Origin of the sequence: Segatella copri, assembly GCF_051861805.1 — a bacterium.
GTDB lineage: Bacteria > Bacteroidota > Bacteroidia > Bacteroidales > Bacteroidaceae > Prevotella > Prevotella copri_M.
In genome coordinates, this window is the sequence record NZ_CP146520.1 from 3,077,593 (window position 1) to 3,094,764 (window position 17,172).

12 protein-coding genes are annotated in these 17,172 nt (G+C 43.0%); 8 read left to right on the forward strand and 4 right to left on the reverse strand.

Annotated elements, in window-relative coordinates; genetic code table 11:
• Positions 1-10 precede the first annotated feature (10 nt).
• Both V8Z93_RS12185 and V8Z93_RS12190 read left to right on the forward strand, forming a co-directional pair.
• On the forward strand, positions 11-1,048 hold the full coding sequence (locus tag V8Z93_RS12185; RefSeq protein ID WP_439431653.1) for an HlyD family secretion protein: 1,038 nt from the start codon (positions 11-13) through the stop codon (positions 1,046-1,048).
• 50 nt (positions 1,049-1,098) lie between these two features.
• A complete protein-coding gene (locus tag V8Z93_RS12190; protein WP_439431654.1) occupies positions 1,099-2,640 on the forward strand; it encodes a hypothetical protein in 1,542 nt (513 codons plus the stop codon).
• A gap of 207 nt (positions 2,641-2,847) precedes the next feature.
• On the opposite strand, the gene V8Z93_RS12195 is transcribed toward V8Z93_RS12190, so the two are convergent.
• Positions 2,848-5,772, reverse strand: a complete 2,925-nt coding sequence (locus V8Z93_RS12195) for an AAA domain-containing protein (protein WP_439431655.1) — start codon at positions 5,770-5,772, stop codon at positions 2,848-2,850.
• Between the two features lie 272 nt (positions 5,773-6,044).
• On the opposite strand from V8Z93_RS12195, the gene V8Z93_RS12200 reads away from it, so the two are divergent.
• The 3 genes from V8Z93_RS12200 (at position 6,045) to V8Z93_RS12210 (ending at position 8,641) form a co-directional block, all read left to right on the forward strand.
• Positions 6,045-7,247, forward strand: a complete 1,203-nt coding sequence (locus V8Z93_RS12200; protein ID WP_439431656.1) for a uracil-xanthine permease family protein — start codon at positions 6,045-6,047, stop codon at positions 7,245-7,247.
• Between the two features lie 91 nt (positions 7,248-7,338).
• Entirely contained in the window at positions 7,339-8,061 is a 723-nt protein-coding gene (locus tag V8Z93_RS12205) for a phosphatase (protein ID WP_439431657.1), read from the forward strand.
• A gap of 37 nt (positions 8,062-8,098) precedes the next feature.
• Positions 8,099-8,641 carry a beta-class carbonic anhydrase gene (locus tag V8Z93_RS12210; protein WP_203049569.1) on the forward strand — a complete coding sequence of 181 codons (543 nt, stop codon included), beginning with the start codon at positions 8,099-8,101 and terminating at the stop codon, positions 8,639-8,641.
• A gap of 81 nt (positions 8,642-8,722) precedes the next feature.
• On the opposite strand, the gene V8Z93_RS12215 is transcribed toward V8Z93_RS12210, so the two are convergent.
• The gene (locus tag V8Z93_RS12215) at positions 8,723-9,007 is read right to left on the reverse strand and encodes a putative quinol monooxygenase (RefSeq protein WP_203039408.1); all 285 of its coding nucleotides are present in this window, start codon (positions 9,005-9,007) and stop codon (positions 8,723-8,725) included.
• Positions 9,008-9,185: 178 nt separating this feature from the next.
• On the opposite strand from V8Z93_RS12215, the gene V8Z93_RS12220 reads away from it, so the two are divergent.
• The 3 genes from V8Z93_RS12220 to V8Z93_RS12230 all read left to right on the forward strand — a co-directional run bounded on the left by V8Z93_RS12220 (position 9,186) and on the right by V8Z93_RS12230 (position 10,202).
• A complete protein-coding gene (locus V8Z93_RS12220; RefSeq protein ID WP_439431658.1) occupies positions 9,186-9,473 on the forward strand; it encodes a hypothetical protein in 288 nt (95 codons plus the stop codon).
• Positions 9,461-9,790: a type II toxin-antitoxin system RelE/ParE family toxin gene (locus tag V8Z93_RS12225; RefSeq protein ID WP_439431659.1), complete on the forward strand. Its 330-nt coding sequence runs from the start codon at positions 9,461-9,463 to the stop codon at positions 9,788-9,790. Before V8Z93_RS12220 ends, V8Z93_RS12225 begins: the two co-directional genes overlap by 13 nt.
• Before the next feature lie 226 nt (positions 9,791-10,016).
• Positions 10,017-10,202: a hypothetical protein gene (locus V8Z93_RS12230; RefSeq protein WP_439431660.1), complete on the forward strand. Its 186-nt coding sequence runs from the start codon at positions 10,017-10,019 to the stop codon at positions 10,200-10,202.
• Between the two features lie 184 nt (positions 10,203-10,386).
• Here the strand turns inward: V8Z93_RS12230 and V8Z93_RS12235 are convergent, their stop codons facing one another.
• Both V8Z93_RS12235 and V8Z93_RS12240 read right to left on the reverse strand, forming a co-directional pair.
• On the reverse strand, positions 10,387-13,602 hold the full coding sequence (locus tag V8Z93_RS12235; protein WP_439431661.1) for an Eco57I restriction-modification methylase domain-containing protein: 3,216 nt from the start codon (positions 13,600-13,602) through the stop codon (positions 10,387-10,389).
• 47 nt (positions 13,603-13,649) lie between these two features.
• The gene (locus V8Z93_RS12240; protein ID WP_439431662.1) at positions 13,650-16,982 is read right to left on the reverse strand and encodes a helicase-related protein; all 3,333 of its coding nucleotides are present in this window, start codon (positions 16,980-16,982) and stop codon (positions 13,650-13,652) included.
• Positions 16,983-17,172 lie beyond the last annotated feature (190 nt).

A 17,172-nucleotide genomic window follows, 5' to 3' on the forward strand; every position in this document is an offset into this window, starting at 1 on the left:
AAATAAAGCAATGAACAAGAAGATTATCAAGAGAATATATAATGTAGTGATTATCCTCCTTTTTCTGGGAGCTATCGGCTGGTGCTTCAGCCATTTCTATCATGGCAGCGATGTAGCTTACACCGATGATGCACAGGTAAACCGCCATATTACCCCTATCAATACCCGTGTGTCGGGATTCATCAAGGAGATTCGTTTCAACGACTATCAGCACGTAAAGAAGGGCGATACCCTTGTTATCATCGAGGATGCTGAGTTCCGTCTGCATGTGGCTCAGGCAGAAGCCGGCTTGCGTGGATCCAAGTCAAGTTCTTCGGTGGTAACCGCCAGCATGGGCACCACCAATACCAATGTACAGACAGCTGCTGCCGGCATCGAGGAGGCTCGTGTGGATATGATGAATGCCAAGCAGGACTTCGACCGCTTTGCAGCCCTGATGAAGAAGGATGCGGTAACCCGTCAGCAATACGACAATGCCTATGCCCGCTATCTGGGAGCCAAGGCGCGTTATGAGCAGGCAAGCAGCCGCAAGGCTAGTGCTGCATCGGTTCGCAATGTGCAGACCCAGCAACTCGGCGGTTCACGTGCCGGTGAGAGCGTGGCTGAGGCACAGCTCAATCTGGCTCGCCTCAACCTTTCCTATACCGTAATCGTGGCAACCTGCGATGGCGTGATGGGAAGAAAGGATATTCACGAGGGACAGCTGGTGCAGCCTGGTCAGATGCTCGCCCGCATCGTGGATGACAATGATGTTTGGGTGGTAGCCAATTATCGTGAGACTCAGATGGACGGCATCACCGTGGGAAAGAGCGTAGATTTCACCGCCGATGCCATCCCAGGTGTAGTATTCCATGGCAAGGTAGAAGCCCTTTCTGCCGCAGCCGGCAATGCCTATTCCATGATTCCTGTGGATAATGCCACCGGCAACTTCGTAAAGGTAGAGCAGCGCGTGCCTGTTCGCATCGCCCTCACCAAGGACAATGACCCGAAACAGATAGCCTTGCTCCGTGCCGGACTGAACGTAGAGACCAAGGTTCGTATCAAATAGAATGTTCTATAAACTATCAAGAATGTTCTATAAACTATAAATTATAGAAAATGCCAGGACCTCCAATGCTTCAGGGACCCTTCCGGGTTCCATCGTTCAATGGATATATTCCTCGCCGGTTACAGCCATGGATTTATCTCCTCTTCGCCTTCATCTTCCTGATGTCGGGCGGAATCTATGGAGGAGCCATGAGTCAGGTGATGGGCGAGTACAGTTTGATGAGAGAAGACGTGCTCATGATCATCATGTTCAACGTGGTGGGCGTGGCGATGCCATTCCCCTTCCTCTTCAAGATGAAGTTCCACTTTACCAACCGCCAGCTCCTGCTGAATGCGGCACTGGTAGTGGCAACCTGTAATTTCCTCATCATGTGGACCGACTCGGTACCCTTGATGTGCATTCTCGCTTACATCGCAGGCTTCTTCAAGCTCTGCGGAACCTTCGAATGTATGAGCACCATCCAGTTGTGGATGACCTCCAAGCGCGATTTCACCATCTTCTTCCCCCTGCTCTACTGCATCGTTTTGGGAAACATGTTCCTCTCGCCCTGGGTCACCGAACACCTGATTTATATCTATCAGGATTGGCGCATCATCAACTGGGCGATGACGGGAGCCCTGCTTCTGGTGGCATTCATCGTGTATGTCACCACCCACGACTTCCGCTTCATGAAACCCCTGCCCTTCATCAGTATCGACTATCTGGGCTGCATTCTGTGGTCGGCATGGATGCTGGAGTTCATCTTCTTCTTCACCTATGGCGAGCACTACAACTGGCTCGATTCGAAGATCATGCAGATGGATGTATTGCTCTTCATCCTTACCGGATATTTCTGCATCCAGCGAATGCTCCACATCCGTCACCCTTACATCGCTCCGGCGGCATGGAAGTATAAGCGACTCATCCCGCTGCTCATCCTCTTCGCCTTCGTAGAGTTCATGGGCAGTACGCCTAAAGTGCTGCAAACCGCCTTTACGGGTGGCGTGCTGCATTTCGGCAACATCACCACCAATGTGCTCAACTTCGTGGAATGGACGGGAGCCATCGTCGGCTGCCTCTTCTGCCTTTTCTGGTGCAAGGTGCTCTGTCAGAAATACACCCGTCTGCTCACGATAGGTGTGGCAACGATGGTATGTTATCCTGTGATGATGTATTTCCTCATCGATCCGGGTCTCAACATCGAGGCACTCTATCTGCCTTGCTTCCTGCGGAGCTTCGGCAACGCCATCTTCTTCTGCATGCTCACCGTGTATCTGGAAGAACTGATGCCGTTCCAGCATTTCTTCATGGGATTGACGATGGCAGGCATCATCCGCAACGGTCCGATGTCGGCGATGTGCTCAGGTCTGTACAGTTTCGGACTCCGTTATCAGATGGCAGACAACATGTCGCGCGGTTTGCCCTACGATGCCACCAATCTTCTGATGCTCAGCATCCGGAATCTCTATGGCGTCACCTGTCTCATCGGCATTGCCGTGCTGATCATCTTCCTGCTCTGGGATGTACAGCCCGTGAGAAGTACCCTGAAAAAGATGCCTTCCTGGAACTTCGTGGGTAAGAGGATAAAGAAAAAGAAAGTATTTGCGAAATAGTCATTGGTTCTGCCATCGGCGTGATTATCAACCTCGTACTTTCTAAATCGAAGACGGAAGAGGTGTAAAGAAAAAAGGGGAAAATCTTTGATTATGAGATAGTTTTCAAAGTTTTTCCCCTTTACAAGAGTAATGCCCCAACTAGATTGCAAGATTCTTGCAGATTTGTGAATCGATACAATTTACCTAGATGTTCCTCATCATATTTTATAGAGGAACCTTTATAATTTGGGCAGGAATCTCTGTCTTTGTATATTTTAGCAAGAGTTGAGCCACATTTTTATCCTTATCATCCTCATTATCTGTACAGCCTCCAATTGATCTTTCGCCAAAGGTGAAAAAATAATCTTTTGCTCTAGAAACTGCTACATTTATCAGATTGTCATTCTCCTTGATAAACTTCCACCCCTCTTGACGACCATATACAGTAGAGAATATAACTATCTTGCTCTCTGCACCTTGGAAAGTATGTACTGTTCCACAAGGAATCTTTCCAACCTTATGCTTCTTAGACACTTCTTCTAAAGCTACTTTTATCTTGTCCACCTGAGCCTTAAATGGCGTAATAACCGAAATTGTTTTTTCTATCGCAAATTTACCATCTTTCGAATATGTATTCCTTATCTCTTCAAAATTTTGGTCTATCCATTTTGCAATAGCTTCAGCCTCTTGCATGCAAATTCTACTCTCACCATCAACCTCAGAGTTCTGATGACTAACATGAAAAGACCCCATGACAGGACAGTTTGGACCTAAGAATCTATCATTTTCAAACTCATCTGGCCTACGAGGATTCAGACGTCCATGATAAACCAACTCATTGCAGAAGCTAATGATTTCTTTGTAACAACGTCTATGCTCACTAAGAAACATTCCTCTCTCCCCTTTCTTTTGAAACTTGCATGCACTTGTTGCCAAAGACATCAAGCTTGAAGAAGAGCAGTTTAAAGGAAGAGTTAAGAACTCCGATATATTTTCTATTGAATCCTTACCAAGAATTTTCTTATGCATTTCATAATCTACGATCTCACTAACAGAATACACTGGTGGTATTTGATGCACATCACCTACGACGATAGCCTTCTTGGCTAAGGCAAATGAAGGAATGGCCAATTCTGGAGCGACCTGTCCTGCTTCATCTACAATCAAAAGATCTATGTTCCGCATATATGGTAACTGTTTTAAATCATCAGATTCTTTCGATATTTTCATTTTTCCCGATTGATTTGAATTCCTTGTTCTATCTAATGCTCCCCTAAAGACATCTGGCAATTTAAAGAATGTCATCACCATACAAGGTGTAATCTTTGCCATTCTATGGAATCTTTTGTCTTGGATGCTTAAATATTTATAGGTATATTTTCTTTCATCTAGACAATCATTTGCCATTAACCAACTAGCCTCATAATAATGAACTGCAAGCCAAAACATCTGATATCTTAACGTTATATCTAAAATACCATTTATTTCTTCAAGCCCCACAGCACTCAACTCACTAATACCATTTTCGGGGATATCTTTAACTTTTTTATCATCTTTATGAAGACTTTTTGTTATATGCAAAAGTTTCTCCTTATAATCGAATCCAAATTCGTTCAGACTCTCTAATAGATTCTCAAGCTTTCTATTAGAGGAATCGGGCTGAGCTTCAGATTTATAAAAACCTAAAAAGCTCAAGAACTTCTGACACAATGTCTTTTTTTTCTGATTACTATATTGAACCGTCGGCTTTTCAACAGCAGACAATATTTCTTTTAATTTCGATTCACGCTTTTGAATTTCGTCTTGAAGATACTTCATTACACCCTCCCAATAGGAGTTCTCATTAGTATTTTTTATATGATAACATTTATCACAACACTCCTGGAACGTATTCTTAAATTCCTCAAATTTTTCGTTTTCTGCTTGGCTATTATTTTTATGTTCTATACTCTCGTAATCTATACCACCTTCTTTATTCGTCTTAAAATGTGGATCATTCTTCTTAGCATCAGAAGGAAAATATACCGAAAAAGAAGATAGTCCAATCCATCTTCTTTCTAACAACTTCATCTTTTCATTCTTATCAGAATCTTCCTCTACCACATTTGCAAAAGAATCCATTATATTGGTAACAGCTTTGTTATTAGTAGAAGTTGCTACAATGATGGGAGCATTCAGACCTTCTTTTGCATGTTTGACAAACAAATCAGCAACAACACTTTGTAAAAGTGTTGTCTTACCTGTTCCCGGAGGACCTGACACTGCTAAAATCTCTCCATCTTTCGTTTCATTCAAATGATGAAGTGATTCTCTTTGAGAAGGAGAAAGAGGCCATTTACCACTCATAACTCCTAAATGTTTTTTCATTGATTTAATATTCAATTCTCCATATAAACCTTCTTCGGTATCTTTTGAAGGAAAAAGCAGCTTGTTGAGTAATGGAACCGATTTCATATTTTCATCAATATGCTCAAACAAGAAATGATATAATTCGAGTATCTTGCCATAAGCTTCCACTGTTTCATCCAAAATAATCCATGCAGAAGGATAAATCTCATAGTAACTGTTTTTCTTTTCAGAATTTTTAAGGAATGTAGAATCCCAGTCATTTTCTATCTGAAATTTGTAATATTCCTTCACCTTAGCAATATATTTATCCCAAAGAATTTCATTTTTATTACTGATACCTTCTGTTAGATTGAAATCTTTATCTTTCCATTCACCAATAGAAACATTATTTCCAAAAGGAGCCAAAATCTCAATCGGTATCCATGGAGTCTTAGTTGTATTGACCTTTAATTGTCCATTCATATCAAGAATAGCTGGAATATAAAGAACTGGTATATCTAGTACGTCTGTCTCATGACATATCTTCCCTTCTTTATTCATTTCATCAATAAGTCTTTCGCTTTTGATAATTTTAGGCAAAACCAGCACTTTTAGATCATCTTCCTTTGTATCCTTTATCTTTTTCTGCTTATTTTTTTCATCATAGATTTGAAAAAGTTTTTCATAAATTTCTCTACCCAAAAAGCCATTTTCGAAGTTAGAAGATTCATCTAATTTCAAAGGCTTTTCCTTTTTAAAATCGATACCGCTTTTGATTTTAATTATCTTAATGAGATATTCCAATATTCTTTTTTTGTCCATATAAAACATATTTTTTAATTAACTAAACCAAAATAGTTGCGGCAAAGTTACAAAAAGAAATAATAACAGCCAACTTTTTCGGCGAATATTTTGTATCACAAGGGGAAATTTAGAGATGTCATCCTGGAACTTCATTGGAAAGAGAGTGAAGAAAAAGAAAGGATTTGCGAAATAAAAGAAAGAAATTCTTGGTATTTTCAAACTTTATTCGTATTTTTGCAAAGATTTAGCAAGCTATAAACAGAAACAAAAATCATTTTCATATAACAATAATGAATACAGAACAACTTTCTATGACCAAGAAAACCCTTGTGGGAGTACAATTCCTATTTGTGGCTTTCGGTGCAACGGTTCTGGTGCCTCTCCTGATAGGCATCAATCCGGCAACGGCTCTCTTCACCGCAGGTGTGGGAACCTTTCTCTTTCACTTCATCACCAAGGGCAAGGTGCCTATCTTCCTGGGCAGTTCCTTCGCCTTCATCGCTCCTATCATCGCTGCCACCAAGCAGTGGGGACTTCCGGGAACCATCGCCGGACTTACCAGCGTCTCCCTGGTGTATTTCATCATGAGCGCCCTAGTAAAATGGCAGGGCAAGAAACTGCTGGATAGGATTTTCCCTCCGGTAGTCATCGGACCCGCCATCATCCTTATCGGTCTTTCCCTTTCGGGCAGCGCTGTGAATATGGCTAAGACCAACTGGGTTCTCGCCTTCGCATCGCTTATCACCGCCATCCTGGTACTTACCTTCTGCAAGGGACTGATAAAGCTGGTGCCTATCATTTCGGGCGTTATCGTGGGTTACGTCATCGCCATCTGCATGGGCGAGGTAGATTTCTCGGATGTAGCAGCGGCTTCGTGGTTCTCCTGTCCGGTAAGCTTCGATACCATCACCCATTTCTCCTGGGCGCCATTTCTCTATATGTTACCCGTGGCGATAGCACCGGTGCTGGAACATATCGGCGACGTGTATGTGGTGAGTGCCGTGGCGAAGAAGGATTTCGTGGCTGATCCGGGATTACATCGCACGATGTTGGGCGATGGAGTGGCGTGTCTCTGTTCCGCCTTCCTGGGTGGTCCTCCTGAGACTACCTATTCTGAAGTAACGGGAGCGATGTCTATCACCAAGGTCACAAGTCCTGCCGTGATTCGCATATCCGCAGCCACCGCCATCTGTTTCTCTATCGTGGGCAAATTGAGTGCCTTGCTGCAGAGCATACCTCAAGCGGTATTAGGTGGCATCATGCTGCTTCTTTTCGGCACCATCGCCAGTGTGGGTGTTCAGAATCTGATGCAGAACAAGGTAGATATGAATGAAACCCGCAATGTCATCATCATCTCGGTGATGCTGACGATGGGCTTGGGTGGTGCCGTCCTCTCCTCCGGTTCCTTCGCCATTTCCGGCATCGGTCTCTCTGCCGTCATCGGCGTGATTCTCAACCTCGTACTTCCTAAAACGAAGAAGGAGGAGGCGTAAAAAGTGGGAAAACATCTATTTTCGAAGAAAAAAAATGTTTTTTAATCATGGAGAAATAAACTAATTCGCAAAATATCCGTACCTTTGCAGTATGAAAACATTATTAGACGTTCATACACATACCATAGCATCGGGTCATGCCTTCAGCAGTTTGCAGGAAATGACCATGGCTGCAAAAGAAAAGGGGTTGGAAATACTGGGAATCACAGAGCACGGACCTCATATTCCAGGCACCTGTGATCCCATCTATTTCAGAAACCTGCATTGCGTTCCCCGTCAGCTCTATGGAATCAAGCTGATGCTGGGAGCGGAACTCAACATCCTCAATACCCAGGGCGATATTGACCTCGATGAGGATTACTGGCGCATACTTGATATCCGAATCGCCGGCATTCATAGCCTTTGCTGGCAGGGAGGAACCAAGGAAGAGAACACGCAGGGAGTCATCAATGCCATGCGCAATCCATTCGTGCAGATTATCTCCCATCCTGGAGATGGAACGGCAGAACTGGATTTCGAGGCTCTGATGAAGGTTTCCAAGGAGACGCATACCTTGCTCGAAATCAACAATCACTCCATGGCTCCCATCCGTCACAAAACGGTAGCAGCTCCCAATAATCTGGAACTGCTGGAACTTGCCAAGAAATACGAGACACCTGTCATCTTCGGAAGTGATGCCCACTTCTCTGCCATGATTGCCGACTACAGCAACATCATGCCGCTGGTAGAGAAAGCTGAGTTCCCGGAAGAGCTGGTTCTCAACTATCAGCCGGAGAAGTTCATGGCTTATCTCAAGCCTACCCCAGAAAAATAGGAAAAAAAACGTTTCACATTTCATTTGCACTACTATGATTATAGAGGAAATTATCAAGTATAATGAAGAATTCGTAGCCAACAAGGGCTACGAAAAGTATCTTACGAGCAAATACCCAGACAAGAAGCTTGCCATCCTTTCCTGTATGGATACCCGCCTGACAGAGCTTCTGCCAGCAGCATTAGGATTGAAGAATGGAGATGCCAAGCTCATCAAGAATGCCGGCGGACTGGTTATCAGTCCATTCGACTCCGCCATGCGCAGCCTTCTGGTTGCCATTTACGAACTGGGTGTAGAGGAAATCATGGTCATCGCCCACTCCAACTGCGGTGCCTGCCACATGAACGGGCAGCAGATGAAGGAATTGATGCTCAAGCGCGGTATCCATCAGGATGTCATCGACACCATCGGACTTTGCGGCATCGACCTAGACCATTGGCTGGAGGGCTTCCACGACACCGAGGATTCTGTAAGAAATACGATTAACACCATCCGTACCCACCCTCTTGTACCAAAGGATGTCAATCTGCATGGTTATATCATCGATTCCCAAACGGGTAAGCTTACAGAAGTAAAATAAAACTATATAATAATAATAATGAGAACATCAGCCGGTGATGAAGAAGATTAAGTATCACCACTGGCTGATGTCTGAAAAGATTTAGAAAGTGAACTGCTCCAGTTTCAAGCCGTTCTTGGTAAGAGCTTCAATCTTTGGAACCAATGTAGTGAAATGCTCAGAAGCCATGTGAGCTTTCAGAACTTCCTCGTTCTCCCATGTCTCGCAGATCATCATCACCCCATTACGAGTTCCACTGGTGAAATAGTCATAGGCAATATTGCCATGGTCCTTCAAAGACTTCTCTACCAGTTCCTTGCATAAAGCGTTGATTTCCTCAACCTTTACCTCCTCCTTCTTCTCAAAAAACACATTTAATCTAATCATAGTTCCTTATTTTTAATATTGATTCTGTATTCAATTGCTGGTTGCAAAATTACCATTTTTTTATGAATACCCAACAAATTATGCGTTATATTTTTGTTAAAATTAGAAGTTTTTCCATTTTTTCTTGCGTCATTAAGATAAAAAACGTATATTTGCAGCAGATTAAATACGCAAGCTTATGAAAGAGAAAAGATATACATTGCCAGAAGAGCAGAAAGATGCAGCTTTCGTAGCAGAGTCAGCACCAGCCTATCACGGAAATGCCGCCATAGCACTTCCCGAGGATAAATGTGCAGAAGAAGATATTGACTGGAATAAGATTCCAGTGGGCTGGCATCCGGCCAATGAAGAAGAAGCCGTGGCTAGGATTGAAGCTATTGAGACGGAGTATGAAAGGACTGGCAAGGCTACAGATTTTGATGATTTTATAGCAGAACTTAAATCTGAAGGATTATGGCTCATATAAAATTACTAGACCCTTTCAAGAAGGAACTTCGAGATATGGTGGTTTACACACTAGCCAAATTTGGAGCTACTTCAGTAAAACGGTTTAATAAAGAGCTTGATGACATCAAGCATCGCCTGATGCTTCATCCTCTTTCTTCACCCAGAGAGCCATTGCTTAAGCGATTCCACCGCCCTTACCATAGTGCGATTATCAAGGAGAATTGGAAGATTATCTATCGCTACGACGAAGCCAACGACCTCGTCATTTTCGTAGATTTATGGGATATGAGAAGAAGCCCCAGATATCTGATTAGACAATTCAAAAGAAAACTATAAAGGAAAGAGCTCTAACTGTATGATTGAAACGGGCTGAAAGCCCAAAAGCTCCTAGCCCAGAGCAGCACCCTGGGTATACTCGCAGTCAGCAATGCGCCCTGCAAGGGCAAAAGCTTAAAAATGTATTGTTTTTCAAAGTTTTCCCCCATTTTCCTTGCACCATTCAAATAATAATCGTATATTTGCAGCGACATAAATAACAATATAATTAATAGGAGGATAAATTATGGCAAGACCAATTAGAGAAACGCCAATATTATATGGCAAAGACGCAAAACGCTTTGTTGAAGAAATGAAGCGTGTAGAGAGTTTAACTCCTGAACAGCGAAAAGCTAATAGAGAAAAGCTACAAGCTGAAATCGCTGTTCTTGACAAAGAATGGAATTTAACTTATAATGCACTTCGAGGATGAAAATAGAACATCTTTCCTTGGAACATCAAATAAATACATTCGACTGTGGGGACTCAGACTTAAATGATTTCTTACAGAATGATGAGGGTGCGTCATGAACTTATGACACACCCTCGTTATTTATCCATACTTGTAACAGAAGTTCAATTATATATAAACTAAACCCGCTTACAAGTCAATGTCTTTACTCCTCTTTATATGCCTCATACTCCTCACGAGAGATTGGAGTCTCTGGGTCAACTTTCAAGACTTCATCATAGGTTAAGCCATAGAGGTGATAGACGAGGAAGTCGATTTGATTCTCCAAGGAAGTGGTGTCGGCATTCTGCTTTTTTCTCAACAATATCTCTGTAACACATTTGCTAATTCTATTTACTATTGTTTCATTGGCAGAGGCTATTGGCAAGTTTTTTATAAATAGAGCTTGATAACGAAAAAAGCCACCAGCTTGTGGAACAGACGTATTACGATGATAATAATTCAATAATTTAGAATTTAATACTCCCAACACATATTTATTATTTAATCCATCATCCGATATTATCTTCAAACTATACACAGTAGTTGTCCCAAAGAACCCATTAATATCCAGTGCGAAACTATTACAACTTGCATTGTCTAAAGTGACGATTTTCTCACCTTCAAACCTTGTCGGTTTTCTCTGATTCCATAACTCATACCATGCTTTTGAAGACTTATCGAAATAAGAGCGTCCCTTTAAGTTATCTTTATTATCTAGCATATATTGATATGCATTAGGATAATGAGATTTAAAGAACTGCTCAGAAATAACATTTCCATTTTCGTCATATGGGTATATCAAGTATAAGCCACCCCACTCAATAGTATACGGTCTGATATTTTTCCCTTTCAAAAATGGCCTTAATATCCCTCGTTCTATATCATGACCGAGAATGATATTTCCGTCAACAAGGAACACGTTATCTTTACCAGTAGCAATTCCTTGATAAATTCCATCACATAAATCTATCAAATATTTTTTTTCATGCTGAATCTTCTCTAATAAATCATCATTATTGGACATAGAGAAATTCCAAACTTCTTGATTCAATTTATTCGGCGAAAAAATAACAGGAGATTCCTCTAAACCTTGCTTATATTCTATGTTATTATCTGAATCATTAGATGCTCTAAACATAAAAATTCCTGTATAAGTCATAGCATTCTCAAAGTTTTGTTTATCGCCAAAATCAACAATCTCTACTAGAGCTAAATTTTGTCTTATGAAGTGTCTCAATGCTTTACCATAATCTCTTTTTAAGAAACGAGTTGGGCATATATATATTGCATGTCCATTATCTACAATCAAACTTTTTGTCAACTCAATAAAAGGAATATAAAGATCATATTTTCCTTTAGTCGTTTGAAAGTTTTTCAATTGCTGCTTAACATTTACAGAAAGGTTCTTAAACTCCACATATGGAGGATTTGCTATCACAATATCAAATCCACCCTGCTCGAATACATCCGCAAAGTATGTATGCCAAAGGAAGAACTGGTCATTTGGAATCTCCAATTCATCTACGGCATCCTGCACCTCATGATTTCCCTCGGCACAAACCTTGATGTAATCCTTCACATACTTATCTATCTGCTGGCGACGCTGAGCACGCAAGGTATGGTCGGTGATACTAAAATATGATTTTACCAAATCCTGAATGGTCTTCTGAACATCAGCTTCCTCAAAACCCAAAGAGAGAACGCCACGAGTTTTCTTGGTATCCTTACCGGTCTTCAACTTCTTGGAAGTAACATCCAAGTCCACCCCTTTATAACTCTCCAGCAACGAGTTGCCCTGCATAATCTTAAAGTCGAGATTAGGCAATGGCATCGGCTCCTTTTCATCGATGATAAGAGCAAGCCAAAAACGGAGGCGGGCGATATCTACGGCTCCCTTCTCAATATCAACACCATAAATGTTGTTCTGAATAATGTGGCGCTTGATGTCGGCAGCATTATCCTCCTCGAAGATTTCGATAGACTTGCGGCATGCATAGAGTTCACGGAGTAAACCCATAGGGAAGGCTCCCGAACCGATGGCAGGGTCACAAATCTTCACGTCTATCAACTTCTGATCGATAGACATGGCAAGTTCTGAAGAAGCTCCACCCAGCTCCTCCACATCATTGGTTTTCACAAAGTTAGCAATATGTTCCTTAACCTCAGCATCATCTATGCCAGTTTGCAGATACGCCGTCAACGACTCCTGACACATGTAACGAACGATTTCCTTTGGGGTATAGAAGGCTCCCTTGTCCTTATTATCCTCCAAAAGATTCTCGAAAATCTTGCCAAGCATCTCAGGGTCAACACCCACTTCGGCATCATTCGGATCGTTCTCATCAATCGTAAAGTTGTAACTATCAAAGAAATCGAAAAGCGACTGGAACATTCCGGCAGGGAAAACAGAATCTACTTCATCTATCTTCTCCTGCTGGAAAAGTCCACCATTAAGATAAGGAATCTTATCGGCATTCGGAATATACTTCACTCCTACTCCGTTAACCAAAGGCGCACTACTCCGGTCCTCAGGCTTGGTATTGAGCAAGCCAAAGAACATAGGTTCAAGCACCTTGTCCAGGAAATCTTCCTTTACCTCATCAGAAGCATCATAGAACAAATCGTGCATGTAATGCAGATTGCCAGCAAGCCATCCCTTACTCTGCAGGAAATAAAGGAACACGATACGACCCATCATCTTCTTGATATAATCGCGCACCAGTTTATCATCTTCCTTAAAGGATGTAAAGTATTGGGCATCTGGTTCTCCAGTTTCCTGCTCCACCCATTTGTTTCCCTTCTTTACATATTCCTTACCTGTGAGGAACTTCACAAACTCGGCATACTGCTTGCGGTAAGCAGCAAAGAAATCATCTGAAAGAGCCTCAACAGAGAAGGCCTTCTTGATTTCCAAAAACTCATTTGCCTTCTTCTGTAAACTCACAAAACGGGAAACAGGGGTCTTATAATACGCCTTCTCATCACCAAACACATAGGTGAATCGCTTGGTGCTGGTAGCATCTTCCTTCAAGTCGCAAATCAAAGACAGGCGCCAGTTGATTCCATCATTAAATACCGCCAAGGCGGCATCAAAGCCATAGCCCAGATAAGGACGAATCAGGTTACGAAGCCCCACCTTGCGGCGCAGCACCGAACCATCCTCCATTTCATAATAGAAGAATCCTAACTCATAATTATCTTGCGTTGTCATACTACCCAGGAAATATCCCTTGCGGTCTTCGACATCCTCGTCCAAAGCCTCAGGACTCACACGCACCTTGTCGGCATGAAAGTAATCCTGCAGCAACATCTGCCACTTTGAAAGATTGAACTTATACTGAAAGAGTCGCTTAAATGTTTCTTTATTATATGTTGCCATAACTATCTTTATTTTTTCTGTTCTTACACCTTATTATATAGAGAGACTTAAATGAATGACTCAGATACCACAATCTGCGGTTCCAAGATTTCCTCGTTTCTTTCCTCATCGGTATCCAGCGGAATGTTGTAGCGATCAAAGAGTTCATCTATCTTGTCTATGATTTGCGCTATGAGGTCTTCGCTGGATGGTTTCTGCTTCTTTACCTGGCGATTGAAACTATTGATGCTTGAATTGAGTCCGATGAAGACACCCAGTTCCACGATTTGCTCCAACTTCTTGATTTGCGCCACAGTCTTCTCCGCATCCACAGCATTCAAGGCTCGGTTCATCGTACGGAGAATGCTCAGCACGGCATTGGTCGATTTATCTTTCTTCCTGTTCTCCATGCTTTCGGCATCCACCACCTTTCTTACCACCTTCTGGTAGGATTCCAATGCCAGTTTCACCTGGTCGTAATGGAAATCCATTACCTTCGCAAAGTCACCCGGCTTCTCCTCCATCACAGCCTTCATGATGTCCATCGCATCCAAGAAAGGGATAGACAAAGCCTTGCCGTCAGCCTTAACCCAGTAATACTCCACCTTCTGAGGCGAAGAAAGATAGACGATTGTGGTATGAGGATGTTTTCCGATTTCCCTCACCGTTCGGCTCTTCATCGGCAAAGTCTTGATATGATTGTAGAGCTTGCGATGGGTGCGATAAAGCTCACGAGCTTCTTCCAGGAACTTCAGATTTCTATCCACTGCATCCTGAATATCAGGATTGAACATCTGGAACTCTTTCACGATTTCCTCTCTAGAGTAAATCTGTGCATCCTCGCCAAAGGCTGAATGGAAGCCCTGCAACTTGATGAGGGCATTGCTATAGAGATGAATCTCCTGGTTGCCCTGCATCGACGGATAGAACATGTAGTTGTATATCTTGTCTGCCACCGAACCGATACGGTTGACACGACCGATGCGCTGCATCAGTCGGGTAGCGTTCCATGGCGAATCATAGTTGATGATGACGTTGGCACGATGCAGATTGACACCTTCGGCAAGCACATCAGAAGTAATCACGATGTTGAATTCATCCGATTGCTCGGCATAGTTGGCATCAAAGCACTTGCGGAGAAGTTCCTGTCGGTTGGTACGATTGCTGGCACAGACATCCAAAATATCGTGACGATGCAGACGATTCTGCAGCTGCTCCGTCAGATAATTCACAGTATCTACGCTCTCTGAGAAGATAACCAGTTTGCCTGTAGGATTTATCTCCTTATCAAAGAATTCATGCTCCAGTTTATCGATAAACAGTTCCAGCTTTGGGTCTTCGCTTACCTCATCCCATTTTCTGCAAAGCTCCTTCAAATTCTTAGCATCTTCTTTCAGCATCTCCAGGAAACGTTCGCTGAAATCCTCACCTTTAAAGACCGTATCTTCCTCTTTCAATCCTTTTTCTACGGCATATTCTATGATGCGATCCAACTCCCATCCTTTGGCTTGCTTATCCTTCACGTTGATATCGGGAGCGATAATCACCTTGTTCTGGTCAAACATCTTAATCATATCCTCGGTAATGCGGAGGAAGGTGTGGAGCGAACGGCGGAAGGCATAGAAACTGCTCTCCAATCGCTTGACCATGTGAACACGATAGATGCCTGTCAGCATGGTGGAAATATGGAGGGCAGTAGGATACTTCTTGCGCGCCTCACCCTGCAAGAACTCCACGGCACGATAGCGGGCATAGTGCAAGCCTTTTCCTGTAGGATTATCTTCAGGATGAGGCGTATCGGTAAGAATCGCCATCGTACTATAGAAGAGATCGTTCAAACCACCATTTAATTCATACATCAATTCGTTAGGAGGCAGAATATCCGGGAATACGATGTGCTGATCATCCAAGTCTTTCTTGTAGGCAGGCACATTCTTGATGTTGTTTCGGGTTCGTCTAACCGTCACCTTATCAATCACTTGCGTTCTTATCTTCTCGTAGAGGTCATCGGTGCGCTTGGCAAATTCTGCATTTCTTTCGTTATACTTGTCTAACTTACGCTCACGCATCAGCTTATCATATTCTTCTATCCATGGAGAGAAGGTTACAGGCAGATTCTGGATGCCTTCGATGGTGGAATAGCGGGCATTCTGGAAGAGAAGCAAGAGATTCAGAAGATCGGTTGGACGATTATTGAGCGGAGTAGCCGAAAGCAGCATCACCTTCTTGTGATGGCCCTTTACCAAACCTTCGTTCATGCGAGGAGTCTTGCAGATTAACTGCAAATCATCGTATCTGCCAGCGGTGGCTCCACGGAAGTTATGCGCCTCATCTACAATCACCAGGTCGTACTCTCCCTTTTCACGGAAGTTGCCTTCGCCCTCTATGATTTTATTCAGACTGCCATTGCTCACAAACTGGGCGTAGCGCTTGATGCCGAAAAGCTTGAAAGTATCAGTCCAGTTCTTTTCCAAGGCTGGCGGATAAACCACCAGGATATTGGTGTATCTTCCATTTGCTTCAACAAATCGCTTGGCAATCATCGTGGCAACAATGGTCTTACCCAAACCCACCACATCGGCTAGGAAGAAGCCATTGTGCTGCATCAGCATCTGATAACCCTGAATCACGGCATCGTGCTGATAGCGGATATCCTTCACACCCTCAGGCATTTCCATCGTAAAGTCATCCTCCACCTGCGAACCGAAAGTATCTATCAGCACCTTCATATAGAGTTCGTATGGTGTAGGCAACTGGGCAAGATGAGTCTTCGCCTTCATCTGCTCGATGTCTTGCAGATTCAGAGGAACGGCCTGCTCCCAAAGCTGCTCAAATTCCTGCTTGCAATATGCCACATCATCATAATCTTTCATCGCCACGTTCAATTCATACCGGTTGCCAGGCACGGTTCCCATACCGGAATCGGATAGATTAGAGGACCCCATGATAACCCAGCCATCAGAGTTTGGATTATGGTTTTCCGGGAGAAGAAGATAGAATTTGGCATGGAGGTTCTTGCTGCGATGGATGCGCATCTCCAGTTTTTTGTCGATGATGTCCTGGCAAAACTGGAGGATACCTCTCTCCGTCTGCTCATCATAGCCTGCATTCTTCACTTCTTCAACGAAATCGTGAGAATAGGCATCGATGACGGCTTGTTCATCAATCTGTCCGAAAAAGAGTTTGGATTGCTTACGGAATATGTTGTCGATATTGATACCTACCAATATCTGTATCTTTTTGACGTGTTCAAATTCCTCACGAAGTTTGAAATAGCCCGAACTTCGGAAATATCCTACTACTGCCTGAAAGGTATGAAAATCAAGCATATTGTGGGCTATTCCCTTGAACTTCTCGAACAGGGAATTATCAGGAGTATTATTAAAAAACTTAGTGCTCATCTGTCTGTATCTCCTTAGGCTATTGGCACTTCCGCCATTCCCCCAAGCAGAAACATTCTTGTTAGTTTGTATGGTTGCTACCAAAACAGAAATGGCGTAGGGAATCTATCACTCGCATTACCCTTGCCTTTCGAGGTCCTAGGAAAACCTTTGGCAACAAGAATAAGAAGCAACAGAAACCTACGCCAAA

What these genes read in the sequence shown, in the direction of transcription:
- V8Z93_RS12195 (WP_439431655.1), bottom strand. Translation starts at nt 5,772, where the DNA reads ATGGACAAAAAAAGAATATTGGAATATCTCATTAAGATAATTAAAATC.
- V8Z93_RS12215 (WP_203039408.1), bottom strand. Translation starts at nt 9,007, where the DNA reads ATGATTAGATTAAATGTGTTTTTTGAGAAGAAGGAGGAGGTAAAGGTT.
- V8Z93_RS12220 (WP_439431658.1), top strand. Translation starts at nt 9,186, where the DNA reads ATGAAAGAGAAAAGATATACATTGCCAGAAGAGCAGAAAGATGCAGCT.
- V8Z93_RS12225 (WP_439431659.1), top strand. Translation starts at nt 9,461, where the DNA reads ATGGCTCATATAAAATTACTAGACCCTTTCAAGAAGGAACTTCGAGAT.
- V8Z93_RS12190 (WP_439431654.1), top strand. Translation starts at nt 1,099, where the DNA reads ATGCCAGGACCTCCAATGCTTCAGGGACCCTTCCGGGTTCCATCGTTC.
- V8Z93_RS12200 (WP_439431656.1), top strand. Translation starts at nt 6,045, where the DNA reads ATGAATACAGAACAACTTTCTATGACCAAGAAAACCCTTGTGGGAGTA.
- V8Z93_RS12235 (WP_439431661.1), bottom strand. Translation starts at nt 13,602, where the DNA reads ATGGCAACATATAATAAAGAAACATTTAAGCGACTCTTTCAGTATAAG.
- V8Z93_RS12185 (WP_439431653.1), top strand. Translation starts at nt 11, where the DNA reads ATGAACAAGAAGATTATCAAGAGAATATATAATGTAGTGATTATCCTC.
- V8Z93_RS12240 (WP_439431662.1), bottom strand. Translation starts at nt 16,982, where the DNA reads ATGAGCACTAAGTTTTTTAATAATACTCCTGATAATTCCCTGTTCGAG.
- V8Z93_RS12230 (WP_439431660.1), top strand. Translation starts at nt 10,017, where the DNA reads ATGGCAAGACCAATTAGAGAAACGCCAATATTATATGGCAAAGACGCA.
- V8Z93_RS12205 (WP_439431657.1), top strand. Translation starts at nt 7,339, where the DNA reads ATGAAAACATTATTAGACGTTCATACACATACCATAGCATCGGGTCAT.